General features: G+C 61.0%; 23 protein-coding genes. 6 read left to right on the top strand and 17 right to left on the bottom strand.

Annotated features, from left to right (window positions below):
• From ASD50_RS12725 to ASD50_RS12665, 13 genes are all read right to left on the bottom strand, one after another.
• Positions 1–758: E3 binding domain-containing protein (locus ASD50_RS12725; RefSeq protein WP_156465072.1), on the bottom strand; the 758-nt coding region annotated here is incomplete at its 3' end.
• A 3-nt stretch (positions 759–761) separates the two neighbouring features.
• Entirely contained in the window at positions 762–1,760 is a 999-nt protein-coding gene (locus ASD50_RS12720) for an alpha-ketoacid dehydrogenase subunit beta (protein ID WP_056241684.1), read from the bottom strand.
• Positions 1,760–2,788 carry a thiamine pyrophosphate-dependent dehydrogenase E1 component subunit alpha gene (locus ASD50_RS12715; RefSeq protein WP_056241681.1) on the bottom strand — a complete coding sequence of 343 codons (1,029 nt, stop codon included), beginning with the start codon at positions 2,786–2,788 and terminating at the stop codon, positions 1,760–1,762. Before ASD50_RS12715 ends, ASD50_RS12720 begins: the two co-directional genes overlap by 1 nt.
• Positions 2,789–2,799: 11 nt before the next feature.
• Positions 2,800–4,116: an NAD(P)H-dependent oxidoreductase gene (locus tag ASD50_RS12710; protein ID WP_056241678.1), complete on the bottom strand. Its 1,317-nt coding sequence runs from the start codon at positions 4,114–4,116 to the stop codon at positions 2,800–2,802.
• A gap of 192 nt (positions 4,117–4,308) precedes the next feature.
• Positions 4,309–4,533 (bottom strand): hypothetical protein, encoded by a 225-nt coding sequence (locus tag ASD50_RS12705; protein ID WP_156465071.1) that lies wholly within the window; start codon positions 4,531–4,533, stop codon positions 4,309–4,311.
• Between the two features lie 235 nt (positions 4,534–4,768).
• Entirely contained in the window at positions 4,769–5,755 is a 987-nt protein-coding gene (locus ASD50_RS12700) for an aldose epimerase family protein (protein WP_244484509.1), read from the bottom strand.
• Positions 5,756–5,763: 8 nt separating this feature from the next.
• Positions 5,764–6,714: a glycine/sarcosine/betaine reductase selenoprotein B family protein gene (locus ASD50_RS12695; protein WP_056241669.1), complete on the bottom strand. Its 951-nt coding sequence runs from the start codon at positions 6,712–6,714 to the stop codon at positions 5,764–5,766.
• A gap of 3 nt (positions 6,715–6,717) precedes the next feature.
• Complete coding sequence (locus tag ASD50_RS12690; RefSeq protein ID WP_156465070.1) at positions 6,718–7,200, bottom strand: L-2-amino-thiazoline-4-carboxylic acid hydrolase; 483 nt, start codon at positions 7,198–7,200, stop codon at positions 6,718–6,720.
• A gap of 129 nt (positions 7,201–7,329) precedes the next feature.
• On the bottom strand, positions 7,330–8,304 hold the full coding sequence (locus ASD50_RS12685; RefSeq protein WP_162252016.1) for a 3-hydroxyacyl-CoA dehydrogenase NAD-binding domain-containing protein: 975 nt from the start codon (positions 8,302–8,304) through the stop codon (positions 7,330–7,332).
• Positions 8,301–9,134 carry an acetoacetate decarboxylase family protein gene (locus ASD50_RS12680; protein WP_082549632.1) on the bottom strand — a complete coding sequence of 278 codons (834 nt, stop codon included), beginning with the start codon at positions 9,132–9,134 and terminating at the stop codon, positions 8,301–8,303. The genes ASD50_RS12685 and ASD50_RS12680 overlap by 4 nt, the downstream gene beginning before the upstream one ends.
• Before the next feature lie 34 nt (positions 9,135–9,168).
• A complete protein-coding gene (locus ASD50_RS12675; RefSeq protein ID WP_162252015.1) occupies positions 9,169–10,005 on the bottom strand; it encodes an ABC transporter permease in 837 nt (278 codons plus the stop codon).
• Entirely contained in the window at positions 10,002–10,844 is an 843-nt protein-coding gene (locus ASD50_RS12670; protein ID WP_056241659.1) for an ABC transporter permease, read from the bottom strand. Before ASD50_RS12670 ends, ASD50_RS12675 begins: the two co-directional genes overlap by 4 nt.
• A 32-nt stretch (positions 10,845–10,876) precedes the next feature.
• Positions 10,877–11,917 carry an extracellular solute-binding protein gene (locus tag ASD50_RS12665; RefSeq protein WP_162252014.1) on the bottom strand — a complete coding sequence of 347 codons (1,041 nt, stop codon included), beginning with the start codon at positions 11,915–11,917 and terminating at the stop codon, positions 10,877–10,879.
• A gap of 61 nt (positions 11,918–11,978) precedes the next feature.
• Here ASD50_RS12665 and ASD50_RS12660 point away from each other — a divergent pair, with 61 nt between their 5' ends.
• From ASD50_RS12660 to ASD50_RS12645, 4 genes are read left to right on the top strand one after another with little or no spacing between them, the layout of a single operon-like run.
• On the top strand, positions 11,979–12,554 hold the full coding sequence (locus ASD50_RS12660; RefSeq protein WP_162252013.1) for a GNAT family N-acetyltransferase: 576 nt from the start codon (positions 11,979–11,981) through the stop codon (positions 12,552–12,554).
• Positions 12,547–13,974: an aldehyde dehydrogenase family protein gene (locus ASD50_RS12655; protein WP_056241648.1), complete on the top strand. Its 1,428-nt coding sequence runs from the start codon at positions 12,547–12,549 to the stop codon at positions 13,972–13,974. Before ASD50_RS12660 ends, ASD50_RS12655 begins: the two co-directional genes overlap by 8 nt.
• A 26-nt stretch (positions 13,975–14,000) precedes the next feature.
• Positions 14,001–15,062 carry an ABC transporter ATP-binding protein gene (locus ASD50_RS12650; protein ID WP_056241645.1) on the top strand — a complete coding sequence of 354 codons (1,062 nt, stop codon included), beginning with the start codon at positions 14,001–14,003 and terminating at the stop codon, positions 15,060–15,062.
• Positions 15,063–15,102: 40 nt separating this feature from the next.
• Complete coding sequence (locus ASD50_RS12645; RefSeq protein WP_056241642.1) at positions 15,103–15,810, top strand: GntR family transcriptional regulator; 708 nt, start codon at positions 15,103–15,105, stop codon at positions 15,808–15,810.
• Between the two features lie 45 nt (positions 15,811–15,855).
• Here the strand turns inward: ASD50_RS12645 and ASD50_RS12640 are convergent, their stop codons facing one another.
• The 3 genes from ASD50_RS12640 to ASD50_RS12630 all read right to left on the bottom strand — a co-directional run bounded on the left by ASD50_RS12640 (position 15,856) and on the right by ASD50_RS12630 (position 19,931).
• Positions 15,856–17,844, bottom strand: coding sequence for an ABC transporter permease (locus ASD50_RS12640; RefSeq protein ID WP_056241640.1), 1,989 nt, complete (start codon positions 17,842–17,844; stop codon positions 15,856–15,858).
• On the bottom strand, positions 17,841–18,869 hold the full coding sequence (locus ASD50_RS12635) for a quaternary amine ABC transporter ATP-binding protein (protein ID WP_056241638.1): 1,029 nt from the start codon (positions 18,867–18,869) through the stop codon (positions 17,841–17,843). The genes ASD50_RS12640 and ASD50_RS12635 overlap by 4 nt, the downstream gene beginning before the upstream one ends.
• A gap of 108 nt (positions 18,870–18,977) precedes the next feature.
• Complete coding sequence (locus tag ASD50_RS12630; RefSeq protein ID WP_056241686.1) at positions 18,978–19,931, bottom strand: ABC transporter substrate-binding protein; 954 nt, start codon at positions 19,929–19,931, stop codon at positions 18,978–18,980.
• Between the two features lie 176 nt (positions 19,932–20,107).
• On the opposite strand from ASD50_RS12630, the gene torR reads away from it, so the two are divergent.
• Complete coding sequence (torR, locus tag ASD50_RS12625) at positions 20,108–20,845, top strand: two-component system response regulator TorR (protein ID WP_056241633.1); 738 nt, start codon at positions 20,108–20,110, stop codon at positions 20,843–20,845.
• Positions 20,846–20,854: 9 nt separating this feature from the next.
• Here torR and ASD50_RS12620 read toward each other — a convergent pair whose 3' ends face one another.
• Positions 20,855–23,776 carry an ATP-binding protein gene (locus ASD50_RS12620; RefSeq protein ID WP_056241629.1) on the bottom strand — a complete coding sequence of 974 codons (2,922 nt, stop codon included), beginning with the start codon at positions 23,774–23,776 and terminating at the stop codon, positions 20,855–20,857.
• Between the two features lie 55 nt (positions 23,777–23,831).
• Here ASD50_RS12620 and torT point away from each other — a divergent pair, with 55 nt between their 5' ends.
• Positions 23,832–24,911: a TMAO reductase system periplasmic protein TorT gene (gene torT / locus ASD50_RS12615; protein WP_056241626.1), complete on the top strand. Its 1,080-nt coding sequence runs from the start codon at positions 23,832–23,834 to the stop codon at positions 24,909–24,911.
• The last annotated feature ends 282 nt before the right edge of the window (positions 24,912–25,193 follow it).

Genomic DNA, 25,193 nt, shown 5'->3' with positions numbered 1-25,193 from the left:
GTCGACTTCGCCTCGACCAGCCTGCGGGCAATCGTCTTGCGCATATTGTCATGCGGAACAAGCTCATAGGAGCCTTGCTCGAACAGCTTGAGCACGGCGTCATCCACAGGAAGGTTTGCACCCCCCTCTGGCCTGCCGGCCATCTCCCCCTCAAGGGGGGAGATCGGCAGTTTCGACGTTGGCGATAGGCTAATCTCCCCCCTTGAGGGGGAGATGGCCGGCAGGCCAGAGGGGGGTGACTTGATTGCAGCCTCGACATCCGCCTTCACCACCCGACCATGCGGACCGGTGCCGGAAACGGAGGCGAGATCCAGCCCTGCTTCTCGGGCCAGTCGACGCGCGAGAGGCGTGGCACGAACACCGCCGCCGTCACTCTCCACTCTGGTGGAGGAAATGCCCAGCGAAGCGGAGGGCTCTGCCATTCCTTGGTTTGATACCGGCAGGGCAGCAGCGGCCTCTACCGGCTTCGCCGAAGTCTCGCCTGCAGGCGGTGCAACCGCCGGCGCTCCGGCGGCCTCGCCTTCGGCATAGATCCATGCCACGGCTTGACCAACGGGGATATCGACACGCTCCTTGCCGGTAATGTTGCGGAGGATGCCGCTGGCCGGCGCGTCGATCTCCATCGCGGCCTTGTCGGTCTCGATCTCGAACAACACGTCGCCCTGCTTGACGCTCGCGCCTTCCTCGACGAACCAGCGCGAAATCTGCCCGGTCGCCATATCCATGTCGACCTTGGGAAGGATGACCTCGACCGGCATCGGCTATCGTACTCCCTTGACCAGATCGCGTGCGGCCGCAACGATATCCGGCACTTGCGGCACCGTCGCCTTTTCCAGGTCGGGATTGTAGGGAATAGGCGTCTCTGCTCCGCCCAGACGCACGATTGGCGCGTCGAGATAGTCGAACGCCTCGCTCTCGGCGATCATGGCGCTGACTTCCGCGCCGATGCCGAGCGTCTTGACCGCTTCGTAGACGCAAAGCAGCTTCGATGTCTTCTTCACGCTCCCGATCACCGTGTCGCGGTCGATCGGACGGATCGACCGCAGATCGATCACTTCGATGTCCATGCCCTCGCCAGCCAGTGCCTCCGCAGCTTCCAGCGCCTTGTGCACCATGATCGAGGTGGCGACGATGGTGAGGTCGCGGCCTTCGCGGCGTATCTCAGCCTTGCCGATCGGCACCGTGTAATGGCCCTCCGGCACCGGCCCCTTCATCTTGTAGAGCAACTTGTGCTCGAAGATCATGACCGGATCGGGATCAGCTACAGCCGCCAGAAGCATGCCCTTGGCGTCGTGCGGCGTCGCCGGCTGTATAACCTTCAGCCCCGGCACATGGCCGAGCCAGGCTTCAAGGCTCTGGCTGTGCTGGGCGGCTGCGCCCGTACCGGAACCGGCTGGAAAACGCATCACCACCGGCACGGAAACCTCGCCGCCAAGCATGAAGCGCATCTTCGCCGCCTGGTTGACGATCTGCTCCATGCCGAGCGTGGCGAAATCGGAGAACTGGAACTCGAAGATCGGCCGCATGCCGGTCACGGCGGCACCCACCGCCACGCCAGCGCCGCCGAGCTCGGAAATCGGCGTGTCCATCACCCGGTCCGTGCCGAAGCGTTCGACCAGGTCGCCGGTGACCTGGAAGGCACCGCCGTAAACGCCGATGTCCTCGCCCATCAGGAAGACGCGATCGTCGGCTTCCATGGCGAGCGCCATCGCTTCCTGGATGGCCTGCGCATAGCTCAGTTCACGCACTGCCGTATCCATCACGCCACCTCTGTGTAGACATAGCGGCCGAGGTCGCTCAGTTCGGGGGCGGGGCTTTGCTTGGCAAACTCGATGCCGTCGGCGATTTCCTGCTTGACCGACTCACGCACCGCCTCGATGCCCTTTTCGTCGATGATGCCGAACTCCTTGAGCTCGGTTTCAAACAACAGGATCGGATCGCGGTTGGTGATCCAGTCCTCGATCTCTTCCTTGGTGCGGTAGCGGTTGCGGTCACTCTTGGAGTGACCTCGATAGCGGTAGGTCTTGGATTCGATGAGCGTTGGCCCCTCGCCTGCCCGCGCTCGTTCGACCGCGGCCTGGGAGGCTTCCGCAACCTCGGAGAAATTGTTGCCGTCAACGATGACGCCCGGCATCGAATAAGCGGCCGCACGGTCGGCAATGTTCTTCACCGCCGTCGAGCGCGCTGTCGACGTCGACATGCCATAGCCGTTGTTTTCGCAAACGAAAATCACCGGCAGCTTCCAGATCGACGCCATGTTGAGCGCTTCGTGGAACGCGCCTTCATTGTTTGCGCCATCGCCGAAGAACGAGATCACGACCTTGCCAGTCTTCATGCGCTTGGAGGAAAGTGCCGCACCAACCGCAATTGGAATGCCACCGGCGACGATGCCGTTTGCGCCGAGATTGCCCTTGGCCACGTCGGCGATATGCATCGAACCGCCACGGCCCTTGCAGTAGCCGGTGGTCTTGCCGAAGAACTCGGCGAACATGCGCTTCACGTCCGCTCCCTTGGCGATGCAGTGGCCGTGGCCGCGATGCGTCGAGGTGATCTGGTCATCTTCATGGAGCGGCATGCAGATGCCCATGGCGCTCGCCTCCTGCCCGATGGACAGGTGCATAGTGCCGTGGATGAGGCCGCGCATGTAGCTGTCCTCCGCGCCTTCTTCGAAGCGGCGAATGAGATACATCTTGCGCAGCACATCCCTGAGCTGGTCAGGCGAATACTGCCGGTAGGCGAACGGCAGGTTGGTTTGCTCGGGCGAGATCGCTTTCCTGGCTGTGGCCATCTTGGGCCTCCTTAACCGTAGACCAGCTTGTCTTGGCGGGCGCGCAATTCGGCAATCTTGGAACCCGGAGCCGGCGCCGCATTGGCATAGGTGATGAGTTCGCCCTTCTTGATCGGCGCGGTGACCGATCCGCCTTGCAGCAGGCCGCAGGGAATGGCCTTGGCGGAGCGAGCTTCCGGCGCGGTCATGATCCATGCGCGGTAGCAGAATTCGCCGATTGCATCGAGCTTCTCGCCCGGCTGCATGTCCTTCTTGGCAACGGCGCAGACTTCGGCGACCGGCTTGGAAAGCGGCACCATGTCGGCCTTGCCGTAGAGAACGACGCGGGCGCAGGTCAGCGGCACTTCAAGCGAAGTCAGGTGATACGGCCGATGGAAGGTGAAGTACGGACCCTTGCCCATCTTCAGATCTTCCATGCGCTCGGAAATGCGCGGATGCGACATGTCGGCGATGACGAACACGCCGGGCGCAACGCCCTTGCCAATCGAGTAATCCACGACGCCGACCTTGGACAGCACGCCGCCGTCCTTCTCGGGCACCAGCACCTTGGAAAGCTCGCCGAGCGTAGCGGCGGGGCCGTGCATGCCCGGCTTGTCTGGCACCAGGCCGGTTGCGTTGGCGATCGCCGCCATCTCGACCATGGTCTTCGAGCCATCGACGAACTCGACCAGCATGCGCACGTTCATGTTGCGCTGCTTGGCTTCTTCCTCATAGGCGGGCGGCGTCGCATCGATGTTGAGCGGATTGTTCTTGCCCTTGCCGGCGGCAACGATCGGGTGGCCCATCGCGGAGACGAATTCGATCAGTTCCATGCAGGACGACGGCTCGTCGCCGGCACCGAGCGAGTAGGTCACGCCCAGCCGGTCGGCTTCGCTCTTGAGATAAGCACCGATGGTGACATCGGCTTCAACATTCATCATGACGAGGTGCTTGCCGTGTTCCATGGCGCGCAGGCCGATCTCGGCACCCACGGCCGGAACGCCGGTGGCGTCGATCACCACGTCGATCAGGTCGTTGTTGATGATGAGGTCGGCGTCGTTGGTCACCGCGATCTTGCCGGATTCAATGGCGGCAGTCATGTCGCCGGCATTGGAGACCTCGCGCGAATAGCCCTTCTCGCGGTAGGCGATGTCGACGGCCCGGTGGGCATTGGGAATGTTGAGCTCTGAAATCGCGCCAATCTCGAGGCCCGACATGTGCGCCACGCGGGTTACGATATCCGTACCCATCTCACCGGAGCCAATTAGCCCGATGCGGATCGGCTTGCCGGAGGCTGCGCGCTCCTTCAGGTCTCGTGCCAAACCGATGGGGGCAACATTGATGCTCATTCTTCACTCCTCCGCGATAGCCTGCCGCAGAGTCATGATTAATGAACATGTGTCTTTCAATCAAGCCGAATGTTCATATTTTGGTGAATTCTGCCCGATCATAAGGCTCAACGCGAAAAAGCCAGCCCGAAGCTGGCCAGAACGTCGACAATCGTTCGATGCATGTGGGCGTCGCAGCGCAGCGCGGTGCCGTTATTCCGCCGCCTTGAGCACTTCGGCGATATCGGCGCTATCGAGGATCATCGCCAGGTCGTCGGCGGTCAGCGTGATCGTATAACGCTGGTTCGACCCCTTGCTGTAGATGTCCTTCACAATGAGGGTAAGTACGGTCTCCTCACCGTCCATGGTCACGTCTTCGGGCACGATTGCTCGCTCGAAGAGCTCCTTCGGGTTACCGTCTCGTTTGGCAGGGCGCACTGATATCTTCATACCGCAACGGAACGCAGCTTCCATGCCAATCGGATTTGTGCCGATATGGGACAAATGGTTCCGCGCGCGCAACTGATACGCAATCAATCCGTTAACCGTGGCACGTTAGCGTGTTTCGCCATGACGCACCGCGCCCAAACCTGGACATTCCTGATCGCCAGCAACACGCTGTTCTGGATATGGCTCTGGCAGGCGCTTGCCTGAGGCGGCCATAGGCCGGCGCTCAAATCACCGAAAAGCGGAATTCCGTAACCTGCGAATAGATTTCGCCGGGCCGCAGCAAGGCACCCGCAAAGCCCGGGTGGTGGACTGCATCTGGAAAACGCTGCGGTTCAAGGCACACGGCTCCGAAGCGTTGGGATGAAACGCCTCCGCGCAACGGCTCGGCAACGGGAAGCGACCCGCCATCATAGAACTGCAATCCGGGCTCCGTTGACCAGACCTCCATCACCGCACCTGACCTGTCGCCTTCGAGGCGAGCGGCAAGCTGTGGCTTTGCGAATGGCGCAGGCGCCAGAACGAAATTGTGGTCATAGCCGCTGTGCAATCCGTGCACCTCATTGCGGATAGGACGCAAGGCGCGGAAGTCGAACACCGTGCCTTCGACCTGACGGATTTCACCGGTCGGGATCGAAGCATCGTCCACCGGCGTATAGGTTTGCGCGGGGATCATCAGGCGGTGATCGAGCGCAGTGCCATCGCCGTTGAGATTGAAATACGGATGGGCCGCCATGTTGACCAGCGTTTCGCAGCCCGTTTCAGCCCGCAGTTCGATGGCAAGACGATCCGGACCCAGCGTGTACTTGCAAGTCGCATGCACTTGACCCGGATAGCCCTGGTCTCCATCCGGCGACACAAGGCTGAGGAGGACCGAAGTCTCGTCATGTCGTTCGACGTGCCAGTTGCGAGCGAAGAAACCACCCGCCCCGCCATGCAGATGCGTCTGGCCCTTCTCGTTGAGGTCGAGCTGATGACCCTTGCCGCCAAGCGTCACCTTGCCGCCGGCAATCCGGTTGGCGCAGCGACCGACGATTGCGCCGAAAAACGCGCCGTGGCTCGTGTAGGCTTCGAGGTTGTCGAAACCCAGGACGATGCTCTTTGGTCCGAAGCGCGTCGGCACGACCAAATCGGCAAGCGTCGCCCCATATGCAAGCACGCTGGCCGACAACTCGCCATTTCGAATTTCAAGCCGCTCAAGAGGGGTTTTCATGTCGCCGCTCATGATGAGCCTGCCTCGCCCTGCCCCTCACGCAGACCTCGAGCGACAGTCTTTTGTGCGTCGAAATCGGCCCGCCTCTGCCGGATCTCGTCAGGGGAAAGCCGCTCGATGTTGCAATAGTCGAGTTTCCAGTCCGGGTTTGAGCTCCATACAAGCGGTGACTGAACCGTGGTGCGAGCTGCCGGGGCAGCATCAAGCAAGGCCAATGCCAACTCAAGCGTCGCCTCTTGAGAGTTCAAGTCTCCCGGCCGCCCAGCCGCATTGCCAAGCGGAAAGTCCGAAAACACAAGGCGCGGCACGCCGACATACTCCACGATGTCCTTGGCACAGCCCATGATGACCGTGGCAATGCCGGTAGCTTCCAAAAGCCGCGCGGCAAGGCTGACGCTTTGGTGGCAGACTGGGCAATTGGCGACGAGCAACACCGCATCGACCGCATCCGTTTTGCATCGGGCGAGTATCTCCGGACCATCCGTCTCCAGCGTGGTGCGCTGGCTGCGATTGGTGGGCAGCCCATGGAAGCGCGGCGCGATTTCACCGATGCGTCCACGCTTTGCCGCACGCCTCAGCGCGGCCAACGGAAAATAGCTCGCAATATCTTCCGCGGTCGTGTGCTTGCGGTCGATGGCGACATGCGAAATGCGCAGATCGGGATCGCTTGCGGTATCGCCGGAATAGACCTGATAGAATTTGGCGGCGGCATTGTAAGACGCGCCCGGCCCCTGATCGCCCTTGTCAGGCTGGTAAGGCGCGGCCGTGGTGACAATCGCAACCCGGCACTCAGCCAGCGGCTTTTGCAACCGGTGAAAAGGCACCTCGGCATAGTGCGCCCATTCGTAAGGCGCGCCATACCCCAATGCCTGATAATAGGTTCGAACCCGCTGAAGATAAGGGATCGGCTGATCATGCGAGGGCGCAAAGCCGGATGCGTTGCCCGGTCCGTTCGACACCGATCACTTGGCCTTTTCGTAGGTGTACCTGAAGGTGCAGCGCGGCGCGCCGGCCATGATTGTCTGGGTGCGCTCGAGCTGGATGTTCGGATCGTAGCCCTTGCAGAAATTGCCATCGCGGTTGCAGGACATCAGATGGCCGATATGGCCAAGCCCCATTTCCCGATAAGTCTCGGCATAACGGCAACGGACGACATCGAAGTTGAACGTATCTTCGGTTGCATCGAGAACTTCGATTTCCAGCGCCGAATCCGCCGTCCACAAATCGTAGAGCTTTATGAATTCCGCCATCGAGGTCTCGCCGCCCGGCGCCTTGCCGGCGAATGACTTACCCTCGGCGATGGCAGCCTTACGAATTGCCGCATCAAGAATGGCGTCGGCTTTTTCCTTGCCCAGGGCCTCTACCATCTCGGCATGGATCGGCCCGATCACCTGGGCCTGCAGGCTGCGTTTGACAAGGACGGGCAGATCGGCTGGCGTTTTCATTCTCATCACCTTTGACCATGATGCCTACGCCCGATGGCAATTTCGGGCAAGATTTCACCAGCACGAACACCGAAAATTGCACAAAGCAACCTTCGGCGCATGTCATCAAGGATGAATTTTGGGCGAGGCCTATTGCCGAAGATGGCGCAGCAGTTCCAGCAATTGCCGGTCCCTGTCCTGCAGGGCCTTGCCGGGTTCCTTCAACTCCGGCAACTCGCCAACCTGCCGCTCGACCTCATCGATCAGCGCATTGTCGACTTCGACCGGATGGATCGAGGCAAGCACATTTTCACGATGGCCCTTGTAACGGCGAAGTGCGGCGCCGATGCCTTTCTCGCCGGCGGAAAACGCCGTCAGGGCAAACGGGCCGTAAAGCGCCCAGCGTAGGCCGGGTCCATTGACGAAGGCTTCGTCGACTTCCTCGACGGTCGCGACGCCGTTCTTCACAAGACTCAACGCCTCCTGCAAAACAAGGGTCTGGAACCTGTTGGCAAGAAAGCCCGGCACGTCCTTGCGCACATGTACCACTGTCTTGCCCAAACTTTCATAGAACGTCCTTGCCCAATGAAGCGCGCCGGGGCTGGTTTTCGCCCCGCCGACGATTTCCACCAGCGGAACCAGATGAGCAGGCGTAAACGGATGCCCGACGATGCAGCGTTCGGGATGCCTGCAATTCTTCTGGATGGCGGACATCGGGATGCCCGACGTGCTCGACGCGATGACCACGTCAGGCGCAAGCACGCTATCCAATTGCGTGAACAGATCGACCTTCAGCGCTTCCTGTTCCGGCCCGTTTTCCTGGACGAAGTCGGCTTGCCGCACTGCCGAAGCCAGATCGGGCTCAAACCGCAACCGCTCGCGCCAACCTCCGACCACGGGGCCGATCTTGGCAAGGTCGGCCATGTTGGCTTCGATCATCGGCACTGCGCGCTGCCATGAACGCTCTTCCGTGTCGGTGGCGCAAACGGCAAACCCGCGTGACAGGAAGACTGCAGCCCAACTCGTGCCGATGAGGCCGAGCCCGACACACGCCACTGTCTTTAGGTCCGCCCGGCCGATCGCCGCGGCTTCGTCGTGAAAGCCGCTCGTCCTGTCGGCGTTCACGATAGGGCACGCTGGTTGTAGAGGTCGAAATTGCCACCCCGGACCGTTATGGTCGAGGTTCCAAGCGATTTGACAACCGGAAGATCGGCCAGCGTGTTGACGATCCGAAACTGCGTCGGCATGTCTTCCCATGTGGGGCGCTGGAAGCGGATTGATCCTGTGCCGATTTTGGCGCCGACGACTTCGCCGGCAGTCAGCGAGGGCGACAGGGCCGCATGGGCGATGGCGGCAGTGCCCCACTCCCCGGTCTTCGGCATGTATTTGTAATGGAGCAGGTTGCCTTGCGTGTCGGGACCGGGGTCCAGCCTGTCTTTCGCAAGATCGGCGTCGCGCAATCCGCCCAAGTCCATGTCGAGGAAGCGGAAGCCATACCACGACGCCTCGCAATTCATGCGCCCAGCGACAACGCGCGGCGGCGGCAGATCGCAGTAGATCTTGGCAACGCCCAGTTCCTCGCGACCGGTGATGATCGGGTCGGCCATGTTTTCCCAAAGCACAAGGCAAAGCGAGCCGATGGCCTCGTCGACCTTGCCCTTGTATCGAGCGGGAACATTGACGCCGAGTGTGTTGTAGCCGCGCCCAGCAAGCCAAGGCAGGTTGCGCAGATAGGCGAAAGTAACCTTGACGACCGGATCGCCGTAGAGTTCGAAACCAGGCGGCAGCAGAGCCTCCAGCGCCGACCGCTCCGACAGGAAATAGGCGCTTACGGCATCGAACTCGTGGTCGCTCCAGTCATACCTGCCACCGTCCGGATTATGGCGCGGACCGAGGGTCGGCCCGAAATGCGTGGGCATCCGGTACATGCGGTTGGCGAGGAATTCGTAGGCCATTTTCATTCGGTCCAATCGAAATAGTAGCGAGGCGTCACGAAACGACCGCGCCGAGCTTCACCTTGCCCCGCCGCATCAGGAGGATGGCGAGGCTGGCGGCGGTGACGGTAAAAAGGCTGAGGCTGACGCTGAGCGCTGCGATCGTTGGCTTGAGCTGGTATTTGAGCTCGCCAAGAATGGTCAGCGGCACCGTCTTGACGCCGCCGCCGACGAAGAGCGCCAGCACCAGCTCATCGAAGCTGCTGACGAAGCAGAGCAAGGCGGCAGCGATGACGCTCGGCAGCATGTTGGGCAACAGGATGCGGCGGAATATCGTCCATCGGCTCGCACCGAGTGAAAAGGCCGCTGCTTCGAGTTGCGGATCTATCGCGGCGATGCCTAGCCCGCAGATGATGAAGACGAACGGCATCACATAGACGATGTGGGTGAGCACGATCGCAAGCATCGTGCCGCTGATGCTGAGCTTGGCCAGCAACAGATACTGCCCGGCCGCAATTGCCACTGTGGGCAGCAGAAGCGGGCTGAGCGCGAGCCCTTCAACCACGAACTTGCCACGGTAGCTGTAGCGGGTGGCCGCATAGGCAGCCGGCAGCCCCAGCACCAGCGCACCCAAGGTCGAAAGCAGGCCGATGGCAACCGAGTTGAAGAAGGCGTGCCGCCAGTGGGCATCGCCGAACAATTCGCCATACCAGCGCAACGAAAGCGCACCGGTCGGGATCGCGAAGCTTTCGCCCGCGGTCAGCGAGACGGCAAAGACCACGACGACGGGCATCAATATGAACGCCAATGTGACAATGCCAACGAAGGCAAGCGTCGAGTCGGCAGCGATATGAAGTACCCGGCGTCTTTGGTGGGGTCGTGATTGGGTCATCGGCTCACCCGCCTCTGCCGCGGAGTGCCTAGCCTTTTGGCCAGAGCAATCGATGCCAGGAAGATGAGCAAGAGGATGACCGACAACGCCGCGCCACTTCCCCATTCGCCGCGCCGGTGGATGAGCAGTTCGATCAGGTTCGGCGCCAGCAGCACCTTGCCGCCACCAAGCACGGAAGGGGTTATGTAGAAGCCTGTTGCAATGGCGAACACCATGATCGAGGTCGACAAGGTGGCGCGCCCGACCAGCGGCAGGAATATGCGCTTGAATGTCGTCCAGCGCGACGCACCGAGGCTTTTCGCGGCATCAAGAAGCCGCCTGTCGACCTTGTGGAAGGCTGCGAGCAGCGGCAGGGCAGCGACGGGAAAGAGCACGTTGGCCGTGCCAAGCACGACCGCCAGCGGATTGTAGATCAACGTCAGCGGCGCATCGATCACGCCCATTGCCAGCAGGCTGCGATTGACCAGGCCGTTGAAGCCAAGCACCGGCATCCAGCTCAGCGCGCGCACCAGATAACTGATGAAGAACGGCAGCACGATGCAGGCGATGACCACGGGTTTCCACCGCTTGGGCAGGTTGAGTACCCACAGCGAAAACAGGAATGCGAGGGCCGTCGTCGTGGCGGCGACGATGACCCCCAAAAGCAGCGTCATCCCAATCACCCGCATATAGGTCCGCGAGGAGACGACCTGCACGTAGTTGGACAACAGATGTGGCTCCGCCCCGAAGCTGAAAACAACAATGCCGAGGAGCGGAACCACGAGGGTCAAAGCCAGGAACAGGACCAGAGGCGCATTGAGCGCGATCCGGCTTGCCGCAGGCGAAGACAGCATCTTCATGACCGATGCCTTTTTATATCGGGCTGCCGAGTTTAAAGGTTCGCGCGGAATTCAGTCCAACGCTTGTCGATTGCCGCGCGGTTTTCCGTCCACCATTGCGAGTCGATCGGCACCTGAACCGCCCTGTTCTGCACGGAAGACGGCAACACCTTGCGCTGCTCATCGGTGAGCAAGGCATCCAGACCTTCGCTCGGTCCCGAATAGGCGATGGTTTCCACGGCCTTGAGCTCGTTTTCCGCGACGGTCATTTCATGGAAGAACTTCATGGCCGCTGCCTTGGCGTCGGCATCGATGCCCTTGGTCACTGCAAGATAGTTGAGTACGCTGATGCCCTGGTTGTAGGTCATGCCGACATCCTTGCTGTAGGCGACACGGCCCGAATAGATCAGCGCGTAGTCGACTTCGCCCGAGGTCACCAGTTCGGCGGCCTGCGAGCCGCTGTCCCACCAGACCTGCACCTTGTCCTTGTTCGCCTCAAGGAAAGCGAACGCACGATCGACGTCGAGCGGGTAGAGCTTGTCGGCGGCAACGCCATCGGCAAGCAGCGCGACTTCAAGCTGGGCATAGGCATCGTACGACATCATCGCCCGACGGCCTGGGAAATTCTCGGTATCGAAGAAATTCTTCCAGGTGCTGATCGGCTTGGCCTTGCCGTTCCACGACATCACGTAGGAGTAGTAGTGGCGGCCAATGGCCTTGGGCTGTTTGGCTTCAGGAAAGATGGGATCGGGCGCGATGGCATCCCAATCGAGATATTCGAACAGGTCCGGTTGCGATAAAACGTCGGCAAGTTCGACGTCCCAGACATGCCGGTCGATGGTGCCGGATTGCAGCATCGCCTTCAACTCACCAAGAGCCGATTCAAGTCCGACGAAACGAACAGGAATTCCGGTCTTGGCGGTAAAAGGCGCGGCATATGCCTTTTCGAGTGCCTCGCCCGCTTGTCCTCCCGATTGGGCAATGACCAGTTCACTGGCGGCGGCAAATGCCCGCGATGCCAGCGTAGATGAGATTGCGCCGGCAAATGCCGACGAGCCTAATAGTTTTACGACAGTTCTGCGCGTTATGGTCATGCTCGTCTCCGCAAGCGTTGACATATAATGTGTACATGTATACATGTGCACGAATGTTGAAATGGAGTCAAGCGGCACTCATGGCGATGATTTCGAGCGGCACGGCAGGGATGGCTGGAACATGAATGAAAGCCCGCAAGACAGAGTGGACATAGTGCCACTTGGATCGTGCCCGCAGTTCGCGCCGGTCATCGCGAGCTGGGTTTATTTCCAGTGGTCCGTGCCCATGCGCAGAAGCTGGGAAAACACGCTCATCCGCTATGACCCGGCCACTCCTGCCGGCGCGCTACCCGCAACATTTGTCGCAACAATCAATGGCGCGCCGGCAGCGATGGCGTCGCTGCGCATAACAGACAGCTACGATTTCCTGCCGGGCACGACGCCGTGGATATGCAACGTGTTTGTCCATGACGGCGCGCGCGGACGCGGTCTCGCGACCCTGCTTTGCCGGCACATCGTCGAGTACGCCAGAGAACAGGGCTTCACGGAATTGTTCCTCGCAACGTCCGTGGAAAGCAATTCGCTCTACCACGGCCTCGGCTTCGTCGAGGTGCATCGGGTCGACTATTTCGGACCCAAATTCATCCTGCGCCTGCCGCTGGAAACCGGTATCGCAGAGTCAAAAGCACATGGCTGATATTCTGCAGCTTCAGCATTTCATTGACGGCCGTGACTTCACGGCCGAGGCAGGCGAAGAACGCATTCTGTCCAACCCGGCAGACGAAACGCCGCTTTGGCAGATGCCGCTGGCTACCACCGAAATCGTCGCAACCGCGGTAGCTGCTGCACGCAAGGCGGGCAACGCATGGGCAGCGCTGGCGCCCGTCGATCGAGCCGCGATGTTGCACCGCTGCGCCAGCCAAATTCGATCCGACGCCGAAGAGATTGCCCGGTGTATAACGCTGGAAAATGGCAAGCCCATCATCGAATCCCGCGTCGAAGCTACGATAACGGCCGATGAGATCGTTGCCGTGGCCGAACTGGCAACCCAGCTTCGGACCGGCAAACAGGCATCGCAGGCCAGGTCGCTTAGTTTCCAGCATGCGCGCCCAAGAGGCGTCGTCGCCTGCATCATGCCCTGGAACTACCCATTGTTGACTGTGCTCTCGCATGTGTTCGCGGCACTGGCCGTGGGCAACACCGTAGTGCTCAAGCCCTCGGAGAAAGCGCCCAACAGCGTTCTTGCTCCTGTGCGCGCACTATCGAAAATCCTGCCCGCCGGCGTCCTGAATATCGTGACGGGAGACGGCAAAGCAGGCAAGGAACTGGTGGCGCACTCGGACGTCGATTGCGTCCTGTTCGTCGGCAGTCAGCGGACCGGCCAGCGTGTCGCCGAGGAATGCGCGCGCCATCTTCGCCCCTCCATCATGGAACTGGGCGGCAAGGACTGCTTCATCGTCGATGCACTTTGCGATCTCGATCGCGTCGTGCCCGTGGCGCTGGAATGCGCCATGCGCAATGCCGGCCAGATTTGCACGTCCAGCGAACGCTTCCTCGTCCATCGCTCGCTTTACCAGGAATTCACGGGTCGCCTCGCCAAGGCGGCCACCCGGCTGCAAATCGGCCCCGGCTTCGAGGAGGCGACCCAGATTGGTCCCCTGATCGATGCCAGCCAATTGACCATCGTGGAAAGCCAGGTTGCGGACTCGGCGCGTGCCGGCGCGCAAATCCTGACCGGAGGTCGTCGCGAACCACGTCCTGGTTTCTTCTATCCGCCCACAATCGTTGCCGAAGTTCCGGCTGATTGCGCGCTTTGGCAGGAAGAGACCTTCGGGCCGGTCGCTGCCCTACGGCCTTTCGACGATTTCGACGAGGCAATCGCAATGGCCAACGAAGGCCCTTATGGCCTCGGCGCGGTGCTGTTTACGGACTCATCGCGCCACGCCATGCAGGCCATGGATCAACTCGACGTCGGCCTGCTCAAGATCAATGCAGCGATTGGCATCGCAACCGGCTCGACATGGGAGCCTGCCAAGCAAAGCGGCTTCGGCTATGGCAATGGCCGGGAACTTCTGTTGTCGCTCATGCATCAGAAATCGGTGCTGTGGCAGGCATGAACAAACACACCCCGATAGAGGTGAGAATGACCGAAAAGCTTGTCCTGACGGGATTGACCAAGCGGTATGGCAACCATCTTGCCGTGGACGGCCTTGAGTTGCAGGTTAAGGAAGGGGATTTCATCTCCTTCCTCGGCCCCAGCGGATCGGGCAAGACCACAGTCCTCAACATGATAGCCGGTCTGGTCGAACCGACCAGCGGCGGCATCATGATCGATGGGGTGGACCTGACCCATCAGCCGGCGAACCAGCGCAACATCGGGCTGGTCTTCCAGAACTATGCGCTTTTCCCGCATCTGACTGTGAGCGGCAACATCGCCTTCCCGCTTGAGGTGCGCGGCCACCCGCCTGAGACGATCGGCCAAAAGGTCGAGGAAACGCTGCGGCTGGTGAAGCTCGAAGGATTTGGCGAACGTCTTCCAAGCGAGCTTTCAGGCGGACAACAGCAGCGGGTAGCCTTGGCCCGCGCAATCGTGTTCGAACCGTCGCTGCTCCTGCTTGACGAGCCGCTGGGCGCCCTCGACCGGCGGCTGCGCGAAAGCCTGCGCCAGGAGCTTCGCAGCCTGCAGCGCGCAACGGGCATCACGACGATCATGGTCACCCACGATCAGGAGGAAGCCCTGACGATGTCCGATCAGGTCCTCGTCATGGCTGGCGGGCGCGCTGAGCAGATCGGTTCGCCCGAAGACTTGTACCAGCGTCCGCGCAATCGTTTCGTGGCCGAGTTCATGGGCTCCTCCAACATCGTCGCCGGCACCAGCCTGACCAAAGACGGCAAGACGTTTCTCCAGATCGGCAAGGCAGCGGTTCCGCGCAATGGCGAGGCTGCATCCGACGGGCGGGCCATGCAGTTCGCCGTTCGTCCCGATGCGGTCGGCTTCGACGCTGACGGACTTGGGCCAAGCTCGCTGGTCGGCACGGTCGTAGGTTCGGAATTCTGCGGCGAATATTACCGCCTGCATATAGAAACAGACGACCTCGGCGTCCTCGCCAGCCATATTCGCACGAACACGCCTCCCGCCATCGGCACACAGGGCGTATTGACTTGGAGTGCCGCCGACATGCATCAACTGTCTGATGACGGCTGATCGAACTGCCCGGCAACTTCCGCAGGAACAAGGCTCCCCTATGCCAGCCAAGAAAATGGACGATGCCCCAGGTGGCGCTGCCAGCCTGCCTTCTTCCTCCGTCGGCGGGCGCGCGATGAAGCTGGATCAGGGGATGGGCAGCGCCACCCTTTCGGCGCAGCTCTACGAGAAAGTACGCGATCTCATCTATCTGGGCGTGTTGCCTCCGGGAACGCAGGTCACCGAACAGGGCCTTTCGCGGCAGTTCGGCGTCTCGCGCACCCCCATGCGTGAAGCGCTCAGAATGCTGGAATCGCGGGGTTTCGTGGAGATAACACCCAACAAGGGCGCGCGCGTCGGTGTTGTCGACAACGAGGAATATCACACCGGCATGGCCATCGTTTCGGTCGTCGATGAAATCCTCGCCGAACGCATTTGCCGGCTCGTCACCGACGATGACATTGCAGAACTCGAAGTCCTCGAGATGCTGATGACCAAGGCGTTCGAAAATCGCGACAAGGAAAAGTACCTGCGGGTGAACTTCCAGATCCACGAGCGTCTCGAGGCCATCGGCGACAGCTTCTTCCTGCAGTCGATCCGCTCGTTCATCTCGGCGCGGCTCGCCTCGAAAAGCCATGTCCTTCTCGGCGATCCGGCAATCTGGAAACGCTTCTACGAAGAACATCTGGCGATGACCGCAGCGGTTCGCGCCCGCGATGTCGAAGCCTTGCGCAAGGTCTTCCGCAATCACAACCAGACGATCGATTGACGGCGGGAGGGCTCATCGAGACCCCTCCTCGCTAAACGTCAAGCTCTAGACCAGACCCAACCTGCTCTTGCGCTCCGCCGACCACGCGGTGATGAGCTTGTCGGCTGTGAGCCCCATGAAGGCGACGCACAGGCCAAGCACGAGGCCCTTGCCGGCATCGTTGAACGTCAGCGCCCGGAATATCTCCTGCCCGATGTCCTTGGTGCCGATGAAGGCAGCGATGATGACCATGAACAGCGCGAACATGATGGTCTGGTTGATGCCGAGCATGATTTCCGGGAAGGCCAGCGGCATGCGGATGTTCCACAAAAGCTGGCGTTGGGTGCACCCGGACGTGATGCCGGCTTCGACGATATCCTGAGGAACGTTGCGCAGGCCGAACACGGTATAGCGAATGGTCGGGATCATCGCGTAGATGATGATGGCCGAAATCGCCGCCACGTCACCCACCTTGAACAGCATGATCACCGGGATCAGGTAGATGAAGGACGGGAAGGTCTGGAACGTATCGCACCAGAGCTTCGCCAGCTTTGCCCGGCGCTCCGTCTTCGAAGCCCAAATGCCAATCGGCAAGCCGATGAGGATGCACAGCAACACTGCAACCGTCACCATGTAGGCGGTGATCAGCGAACGCTCCCAAAACCCGGCAAAGGCGATGAACAGCACGAAGCCGGACACGATCAACGCAAGGCGCCAGCCTCCGAGCGACCAGCCCGCCACCGCGACCAGCGCCACCATGGCCGTCCACGGAATCTGCTGGAACAACCCACGGATCGGGATCAGCACATAGAGCAGCATGCCGTCGCGGAAATACTGGAGCGGGTCGAAGAAATAGAGCGTGATCCAGTCGACGAGACCGTCCCACAACGGCGCCGTGCTCAAGGTCCATTCGGTCGGCCAGACGCTGGCATAAGGCGTGATCGCCGACAGGACGAGCGAGACAACGCAGACGGCAATCGCGATCGATACGAACGGGAAACGCGCCAGCCAGGAGGTGTTTTCGGCAAGGTGGCTTGGCTGCTTTTCGGCAGCCGCGCGGCTCAACTGGTCAAGCACGATGGCCATCAGCACGATTGCGACGCCGCTTTCGAGTGCCTGGCCAATCTTGAGCGACTGCAGGCGAAACAGCAGGTCGTGCCCCAGCCCGCGCGCACCTACGAACGAGGCGATGACGACCATGGCAAGGCACTGCATGATGACCTGGTTGACGCCCACGAGCAGGGCCTGGCGGGCCGCCGGAATCTCCACCATCCAAAGCATCTGGAAACGGGTGCACCCCGCCATCTTGCCGGCTTCACGGATTTCCTCGGCTATGCCTTTCAGGCCGAGGATCGTCAGCCGCGCCATGGGCGGGATGGCAAAGATGATGGTCGCGATAGTTCCGGCCTTGTGGCCAACCCCGATAAAGACCGCGATGGGGATGAGGTAGGAGAAATGCGGCAATGATTGCAGGACGTTGAGGACCGGCACGATTGCCGCTTCGAACCACGGCTTCTTGACCGCCAGTATGCCCAGCAGGAAGCCGATACCACCCGCAATGGGTGCTGCAACCAGCACCACCGACAGCGTGATCATCGAAAGTTCCCATTTGCCGAAGATAGCCATATAGGCGACGCAACCCGCCGCCAGCGCGCCGAGCCGCCAGTCGCGCAACGACCATCCGAGAACGCCGCACAGCCCCGCCGTCATCACCCACGGCATCGCCGGCAGGCCGATGGCCGGAAAGCCCGACACGAGCAGGCCTTCCACAAGGGCGAGAGGCCAGGTGATGAGTTCAGCAATCCAGCGGGTAAAGTCGCGGAATGAGAAAAGCCCGAAAAGGGCATCGTCGCGCAGATGGTCAATGAACGCGTTCGTCCAGTCGATGAACGGGATGGTCCACGCCTGCGGCACTTTCATCATCCAGCCGGGCAACAGCGGCGCGCACAGGAACAGGATCAGGAAAGGGAGAACGGAGAGCGCAGGCTTCGCCGCTTTTGCAAATGCCCCAGGCGCATCGGCCCTGGTTGGCCGCTCCATGGCCACCGCGCTCATCGGGCCGGTTCCTGATCATAGAGCGCATCGATATAGCTGCCGCGGTCGAGCGTGCCAACCAGTGCGCCCTCGTCATCGACCACGTCTATCGGACGTTCCGTGGTTACGATCCGGCGCGCGACGCTGGCAAGCAGCGCATCGGCCCGGATCGCGTCCTTGGCCGGCTTGCGCGGTGCCGACGGCTCCATGACGCTTCTGACCGACAGCAGCCGGTCTCGCGGAATGTTCTCGGTGAATTTCGCCACATAGGGCGTGGCCGGGCGGGTCACCAGCTGCTCCGCCGTGCCAAGCTGCTCGATGGCGCCATCCTTCATGATGGCAATGCGGTCAGCGACGCGTATGGCTTCGTCGAAATCATGCGTGATGAAAACGATCGTCTTGTTGAGAACTTTCTGAAGCCTCAGGAACTCATCCTGCATTTCCTTGCGGATCAGCGGGTCGAGCGCTGAAAAAGGCTCGTCGAGGAACCACAGGTCCGGCCCGACGGCGAGCGAGCGGGCAATGCCGACGCGTTGCTGCTGGCCGCCCGATAGTTCGCGCGGGTAGTAGCCTTCGCGCCCCTTGAGGCCGACCAGCTCGATAACCTCGCGCGCCCGGTTTTCCCGTTCCTGCCGGCCTGTTCCCCGAACCTGCAAGGGAAACGCAACATTGTCGAGAACCGTGCGGTGCGGCAGCAGCGCGAAATTCTGGAACACCATGCCCATCTTGTGCCGGCGCAAGTCGATCAGTTCATTGTCGGTGGCCCGCAGCATGTCGCGACCCTCGAACATGACCTCCCCTGCCGTTGGTTCGACAAGCCGCGACAGGCAGCGCAGCAAAGTCGATTTGCCAGAGCCGGAAAGCCCCATGACGACGAGAATCTCGCCAGGCATGACGTCGAACGACACATCCCGCACGGCGGAAATGTAGCCCTGCGCCCGGATGGCCTCGATTGTGGGATGGCCATCATGTCGCTTCAGGAAACCGGCCGGATCGGGGCCGTACAGTTTCCAGAGGTTTCGGCATGCAATCTTGGGGTCGCTCATGGAAATTCCCTTTGCCGTTGCAGGGTCAGCGTCGTGCCTGCACCAGAGGGAGCGCCCGCAATCAAGCGGGCGCTGCCAGTCAGACAGGCAGAAGTCTGGAAGTCGGGATCAGCTGGCCGAGCCCAGCCATTCCTTCCAGCGGGCTTCGTTGTCGGACAGCCACTTGTCGGCCGCCGCCTCCGGCTCCATGTTATCGATGTCGGCAAGCTTGGCCTGCACGGCGACATCCATGTTGGTGAAGTTGATCTTCTGGAGCACCGAGTAAGCCTTCGGCCACTTGCTCGGGAATTCCTTCCACGCGCCGATCTTCAGATAGCCGTCTTTCGGGTTGCCGCAGTCGTAGGTGAGCTCCTTGTTGGTTCCCCAGGAAGCATCGTCCTTGCACTTCGCATCGAAGGGCGGGAATTCCACGAACGCGCCTTCATAGAGAGCCTCGATAAAGTTCGGGGTCCAGTTGAAGAGAACGATCGGCTCCTTGCGCTTCTCGGCCGAGGCAAGCTCAGCCCAAAGTGCAGCTGCCGAACCTGCGTTCACCACTTCGAAATTCATGCCGAGTGCTTCGACGCGCTCCGCATCGTGCTTGAGCCAGTCGACCGGCCCGCCAAGGAACCGCCCCTTGGGCGATGTTTCAGCAGTGGCGAACTTGTCGGCACAGGCGTTGAGCGCTTCCCACGATGGCAGGCCGGGGCAGATTTCCTCGACATACTTCGGATACCACCATTCCTCGCGGGTCTTGGCATCATGGGTGGCGGCGTCGATGACGCAACCTTCCTTCACGACCTTGTCGAAGGCAACGCCGAAGGCGCCTTCCCAGACTTCATGGACGAGATGCACGTCGCCTTCGCAAAGCGCGGTGTAGACGACCTGGCTGTCGGCCGACACGTATTCGACCTTCGCGCCAGTCTTTTCGAGCAGCTTGCCGACAATGTGCGCGCCGACGATCTGGCTCGACCAGTTATGGGTGGGTATCTTGATCACGTCGGTGGCATCCTGGGCGAAGGCGGTGGATACGCTGAAGGCCAGGATCGCGGCCACGCTTGCGGATTTGGTGAGTTTTCTCATTTCTTCTCCCTTTATGTTCATTGTTCCCGTCGAGCGGAAAATCACCTCTGCGGGTAGTTCTGATACGCTCAGCCCAGCCAGAATAACGGCCAGACGTGAACCGGTGTCGTCGTCGGTGTAAAAGTCGTGGCTTGCCATGTGAAAAGATGTTAATCGGATTTCGGGAGGAATTCGGTATGCGGCTCCAGCATCACATCGTGATCGTGGAGGATGACCCGGTTACGCGGGCGAAGCTTGCCGGCTATTTTCTGGCCGAGGGCTACAAGGTCAGCGAAGCCGGCGACGGCGAACAGATGCGCAGCATCGTCGGTCGCCATCCCGCCGACCTTTTGATGATCGACATCAACCTGCCAGGCGAGGACGGGCTAAAGCTCACCCGCGAACAACGCGAAAGGTCCGATGCCGGCATCATCCTCGTCACCGGCCGTACCGATACGGTCGATCGCATTGTCGGGCTTGAGATCGGAGCGGACGACTACGTAACCAAGCCCTTCGAGCACCGTGAACTGCTGGCACGGGTGAAGGGACTGTTGAGGCGCGTCGGCAAAAGCCGGCAGCCGAATGCCAACGCTTCCACGCGCAGCTTCTACGGCTGGACGCTCGATGTCGCTCGCCGCACGCTACAGGCGACAGACGGCACATTCGTCGACCTGACCGGAGCAGAATTCAAGCTGCTGGCGGTGCTCACCGCCAATCCCGGCCAGGTGCTTTCGCGCGAGCGCCTGCTGCATGAGATATCGAGGCGCGAATGGGATGCCAGCGACCGCACCGTAGACGTGCTGGTACGGCGTCTGAGGCAGAAACTTCACGACAATCCGCGCGCCCCCCGCATCATCGTCACCGCACATGGCGAAGGCTACTTCTTCACACCTGAAGCGACGCAGCCCATCGAGCGGGACGCCCCGCGCTACTGAAGATCGGGTTTATTCCGCCGCTGTGCGCTCCGCAGGTTCGTTGGCAGGCAGTGTTTGGTCCAGTTGTGCGAAGCCGGCAGCAAAAGCCGCCTCGCACTCGCTGACAATGTGCCCAAGTTCAGCTGCGGACCCGGAAGCCGAGGCTGTCTCGAGAGCAACCGATGCGGCCAGCAGCCTCGGAAAGCCAAGCGATCCGGCCGAGCTTTTCGTGGCATGGGCCAGATCCCGCAGCGCCTTGCGGTCGTTACCGCGCAGCGCCTCATGCATCGCCTCGAAACGGCGCGGCAGGCTGTCTTGCGCAATCCTGTGCAACCGGCGAACAACCTCAAGGCCCAAGGCGTCGACGTCGGCCTTGCAGGCAACTTCGTCAAAGGCGGCCAGCACGGTCCCGGCAGGGACCCGATCCGTCAGCGTTCCGATAGCCTCGAGCAACTGCTCGTCGATGATCGGCTTGGCGACAAAGGCATCGACACCGGAATTCAGGTAGCGCTCGACCTCGGACGTAAAGACATGCGCCGACATGGCGATCACCGGCAGGCCAGGCGCCTCGAGAGCCTTCCGCACGCGCTTCATGGTCTCGAGTCCATCGATGCCCGGCAGGCTAATATCCATCACGAGGATATCCGGCTTGAAATCGGCAACGGCTTCGACGGCCGCATAACCGGAACTGACGGCCCTCACACGATGGCCCGCCTTCGACAGAACCGTGTCGGCGACCAGCCGCGTCGCTTCATCGTCTTCCACCATCAGAATGTTGAGCGCCTGTCTTGCCTTGGCGGCGCGCGGGCCACGCTGTTGCGCACGGCCAGGCCGGCGCGCGGTTTTCATCGTCAGCTCGAAAATGAACTTGCTTCCCGTGCCTTGCGCGGACTCGACTTTCAGCTCCGCACCCATCAGCCGCGCAAGTTCGCGACTGATGGCAAGCCCGAGGCCAGTGCCGCCGAAGCGCCGCGTGATCGAGGCATCGGTCTGCGTAAATGCCTGGAAGATGTGCTCCTGCTGCTCCGGCGAGATGCCTATCCCGGTGTCGGCAATGGTCACGATGACGCGCTGCGAACTCTTGTCCGCTTCCGCCTTGGTGACCTCTACCTCCACACCACCGCGTTCTGTGAACTTGATCGCATTGCTGACGAGATTGAACAGGACCTGCCTTATCTTCGTCGCATCACCCGAAAATGCCGGCGCAAGCTTGCGGTCGATCTTCAAATTGAAATCGAGGCCTTTTTCGGTCGCGATCGGCCGCATGAAGGCAACGACGCCCTCGACCAGCGTGGCCATGTCGAAGTCGACCTGCTCCAGCACGACATTGCCGGATTCGATCTTGGAGTAGTCGAGTATCGCGTTGAGGATGCCCAGCAACGCCTCGCCGGAGTTGGCCGCGATAGAGAGGTGCTTGCGCTGCGCCGAACTCAGCTTGGTATCGGAAAGCAGGCGCATCATGCCGAGCATTCCGGTCATCGGCGTGCGGATTTCGTGGCTCATCGTTGCAAGGAATGCCGATTTCGCGCTGCTCGCTTGTTCGGCCCGTTCCCGCGCTTCGGCGTGATCCAGTGCTTCCTGGCGTAGCTGCGTATTGACCAGCCGTATCTGTTCGGTTTGCTCCTCGACCAGTTGCTGCAATTCCTCGCGGTGGCGCTTCAACTCGACAGTGATGCGCTCGCGCTCCTGTTCCAGGTCGAGCCGCCGCTGCGATTCGTCACGGAACCTGTTGACTGCGACAGCCATGGTTCGCAGTTCGTCGTCGCCGTCTTCCGCCACCTGTACTGCGAGATCGCCGGCCGTCAGCCGCTGCATGGCGCGTGACAGGCCACCAAGCCGCCTGACCAGATTGCGCTCGACGTAAAGCCACACGATCGTACCCGACACCAGCACCGCACCAAGCAATGTAAGGATCAGCACGAACACGCCGATCTGCACGGCGTGATCAGCCCGTTCCGCCGTCGTCCGGGCAAATTCGCCGGACCGGTCGAGAATGGTTCTGGCAACCGCGTTCTGCTTGACCGACAGATCGCGATTGGCCTCCGCCAGCGTGTCCAGCTTGCCGACCAGATCTATGATGCGTTGCCGCCGTCCAAACAGCGACCCGGCAACCGGCGTGTCGCCTGCCGCGGTTTCCATGGTGTTGAAAGATTGTAGCGCCTGCGCGCGTCGCACCGGATCGTCGATACCCAGGATGCGCCGGCGGATGACCTTCATGTGGTCCTGGAAAATGCGGCTGATTTCGGTGATCTCAACCATGGATTCTGCACGGTTCAGCCGGTTGATGAGCAGGCTGATCTGGGCGCTGCGGTGGCGCAGTTCATACATGCGCTCCATCAGGAAGATGTCGTGCTCGATCAGCCGGTCAATTGCGCTGTAGGCGTCTTCGCGCCGTGCGGGATCGTTGATAAGGCCGTAGAGATTGGCGGTGACGGCTGAAGCGCCAGCAGAGGCGTTGGAGATCAGCGTCTCGGACAGAAGCAGGATGGATTGCGCCGCATCGGCCACCTTCTCGGCGCTGTCGCGATAGGCGGCCTCCTCCTCGAGCCTCTGGCGCACGAGCTCGTAATTGCTTTTCAGGTTCGCCAGCATCTTCTCGACAGCGCCGGCGAACTCCTCGACAAGCTGCGTGTCGATGGCAAGCTTCCTGGCCTCGTCGAGCGAGGCGACCATCTCTTGCGCGAGGCGCGACAGCTTGGCTTGTTCATTCGACAGTTCGGCGCTCGACTGGACGGCGGCAAGCACAGGCGCGGTCGCCACCAGCTTGGCGCTGAGTTCCGCCGTGTGCTGGGTCGCGGCAACGGCCGGCAGCGCCTTTGTGTTCACTACCGACTGGGCAGCCGCGATATGACGCAGGATCAGCCAACTGGCGATGCCAGATGACAGCGACAGACCAGAGATGCACAGGAAGGCGAGAAACAGCCTCCCACCGATACCGAGCCTACGAAGCATGTTTTAATATAACCACGGTTTGCACTGCCAGCGTAAGCCGTCTAGCGTTCGAGGCATGATAAGGATCGCAAGTCTCCTTCCAAGCTGCCTGTTTTGCACGGCAATTCTGGCATCGGCCGCAGCGCCTGCCATCGCTGGCGACGTCCCTGTCGCCTGGCAGCTCGATACATGGGATCCGCCCTTCGACTATTCGCAGCCTCCAAAGACGATCGACTATCAGCCGGTAGCCAAGGCCACGAAACACTGGAAGATTTGCGCTTCCTATCCACACCTCAAGGATTCCTACTGGGTCAGCGTCAACTACGGCATGGTCGAGCAGGCCAAGGCGACGGGTATTGGGTTGGCCGTCGTCGAGGCCGGCGGCTATCCCAATCTCGACCGGCAGATCGAGCAGATAAAAGCATGCAGCGCCGATGCGGATGCGCTGATCGTAGGCACGGTCTCCTACGATGGCCTCACCCCCACCATCATGGAAATCTCGAAGCGCATTCCGGTAATCGCCGCCGTCAACGACATCGCCAATGCCGGTATCACGGCGAAAACCGGCGTGTCTTGGGAAGAAATGGGACGCTCGATCGGGGCTTATCTCGCGGGCCTTCACCCCGCCGGCACGGCGCCCGTCAAAGTTGCGTGGTTCCCCGGCCCTAAAGGCGCCGGGTGGGTGCAGTTCATCGAGGCGGGCTTCCAAAAAGGCATCAAGGATAGCTCTGCCCAGATAAGCGCAGTCAAATGGGGCGATACGGGCCTGGAAATCCAGCTTCTTCTGATCGAGGAACTGCTCGAGTCTCAACCGGACATCGACTACATCGTCGGCAGCGCCCCGACAGCGGACGCTGCCGTAAGCGTCCTGCGCGCCCAGAATCGTGAAGGCCAGATCAGCATACTGGCGGACTATTTCACCCACGGGACATTCCGGGAGATAACCCGGTCCAAGGTGCTGGCAGCACCTACGGATTCACCGCCCATGCAGGGACGTATCGCCATCGATCAGGCAATCCGCGCGATTGAAGGAACTTTGCAGCACAGACATGTCGGCCCGCATGTGACCATCATCGACAAAACCAATGTACCGTCGCTGGATCTCGATCAGAGCCTTGCGCCGGCATGGTTCAAACCCACATTCGAGGTGAAATAGCAGCTCTCCAGTTACAATTTTTCACAACTGGCTCGCTGAATTTCACGAACCGGAACGGACCGGTTCACAGACAACGGCTAAGTTGGATTTCGCTGCCAAAAGCGGCCTGCACGCTGACAGTGGGAAGAACCGTGTCATGACCTCGTATGCCGGGATAGTGAGTGGACCTCCTCGACCGAGTCTGGTTTTGCGGCCTGGGATGATGGTTCCCGGGGTTGAGCGCTACCAGGTCGAGGGCCGTGACCTTTCGAGGGTGCGCGACGCAATCGAGCGGATGGACGA

This window comes from Mesorhizobium sp. Root552, assembly GCF_001427285.1.
Taxonomy (GTDB): domain Bacteria; phylum Pseudomonadota; class Alphaproteobacteria; order Rhizobiales; family Rhizobiaceae; genus Mesorhizobium.
Note: the sequence above shows the minus strand (reverse complement) of the source record. Positions and strands in the feature narration are given on the sequence as shown.

What these genes read in the sequence shown, in the direction of transcription:
- ASD50_RS12720 (WP_056241684.1), bottom strand. Translation starts at nt 1,760, where the DNA reads ATGGATACGGCAGTGCGTGAACTGAGCTATGCGCAGGCCATCCAGGAA.
- ASD50_RS12715 (WP_056241681.1), bottom strand. Translation starts at nt 2,788, where the DNA reads ATGGCCACAGCCAGGAAAGCGATCTCGCCCGAGCAAACCAACCTGCCG.
- ASD50_RS12710 (WP_056241678.1), bottom strand. Translation starts at nt 4,116, where the DNA reads ATGAGCATCAATGTTGCCCCCATCGGTTTGGCACGAGACCTGAAGGAG.
- ASD50_RS12700 (WP_244484509.1), bottom strand. Translation starts at nt 5,755, where the DNA reads ATGAAAACCCCTCTTGAGCGGCTTGAAATTCGAAATGGCGAGTTGTCG.
- ASD50_RS12690 (WP_156465070.1), bottom strand. Translation starts at nt 7,200, where the DNA reads ATGAAAACGCCAGCCGATCTGCCCGTCCTTGTCAAACGCAGCCTGCAG.
- ASD50_RS12680 (WP_082549632.1), bottom strand. Translation starts at nt 9,134, where the DNA reads ATGGCCTACGAATTCCTCGCCAACCGCATGTACCGGATGCCCACGCAT.
- ASD50_RS12675 (WP_162252015.1), bottom strand. Translation starts at nt 10,005, where the DNA reads ATGACCCAATCACGACCCCACCAAAGACGCCGGGTACTTCATATCGCT.
- ASD50_RS12670 (WP_056241659.1), bottom strand. Translation starts at nt 10,844, where the DNA reads ATGAAGATGCTGTCTTCGCCTGCGGCAAGCCGGATCGCGCTCAATGCG.
- ASD50_RS12665 (WP_162252014.1), bottom strand. Translation starts at nt 11,917, where the DNA reads ATGACCATAACGCGCAGAACTGTCGTAAAACTATTAGGCTCGTCGGCA.
- ASD50_RS12660 (WP_162252013.1), top strand. Translation starts at nt 11,979, where the DNA reads ATGGAGTCAAGCGGCACTCATGGCGATGATTTCGAGCGGCACGGCAGG.
- ASD50_RS12655 (WP_056241648.1), top strand. Translation starts at nt 12,547, where the DNA reads ATGGCTGATATTCTGCAGCTTCAGCATTTCATTGACGGCCGTGACTTC.
- ASD50_RS12650 (WP_056241645.1), top strand. Translation starts at nt 14,001, where the DNA reads ATGACCGAAAAGCTTGTCCTGACGGGATTGACCAAGCGGTATGGCAAC.
- ASD50_RS12645 (WP_056241642.1), top strand. Translation starts at nt 15,103, where the DNA reads ATGCCAGCCAAGAAAATGGACGATGCCCCAGGTGGCGCTGCCAGCCTG.
- ASD50_RS12640 (WP_056241640.1), bottom strand. Translation starts at nt 17,844, where the DNA reads ATGAGCGCGGTGGCCATGGAGCGGCCAACCAGGGCCGATGCGCCTGGG.
- ASD50_RS12635 (WP_056241638.1), bottom strand. Translation starts at nt 18,869, where the DNA reads ATGAGCGACCCCAAGATTGCATGCCGAAACCTCTGGAAACTGTACGGC.
- ASD50_RS12630 (WP_056241686.1), bottom strand. Translation starts at nt 19,931, where the DNA reads ATGAGAAAACTCACCAAATCCGCAAGCGTGGCCGCGATCCTGGCCTTC.
- torR (WP_056241633.1), top strand. Translation starts at nt 20,108, where the DNA reads ATGCGGCTCCAGCATCACATCGTGATCGTGGAGGATGACCCGGTTACG.
- ASD50_RS12620 (WP_056241629.1), bottom strand. Translation starts at nt 23,776, where the DNA reads ATGCTTCGTAGGCTCGGTATCGGTGGGAGGCTGTTTCTCGCCTTCCTG.
- torT (WP_056241626.1), top strand. Translation starts at nt 23,832, where the DNA reads ATGATAAGGATCGCAAGTCTCCTTCCAAGCTGCCTGTTTTGCACGGCA.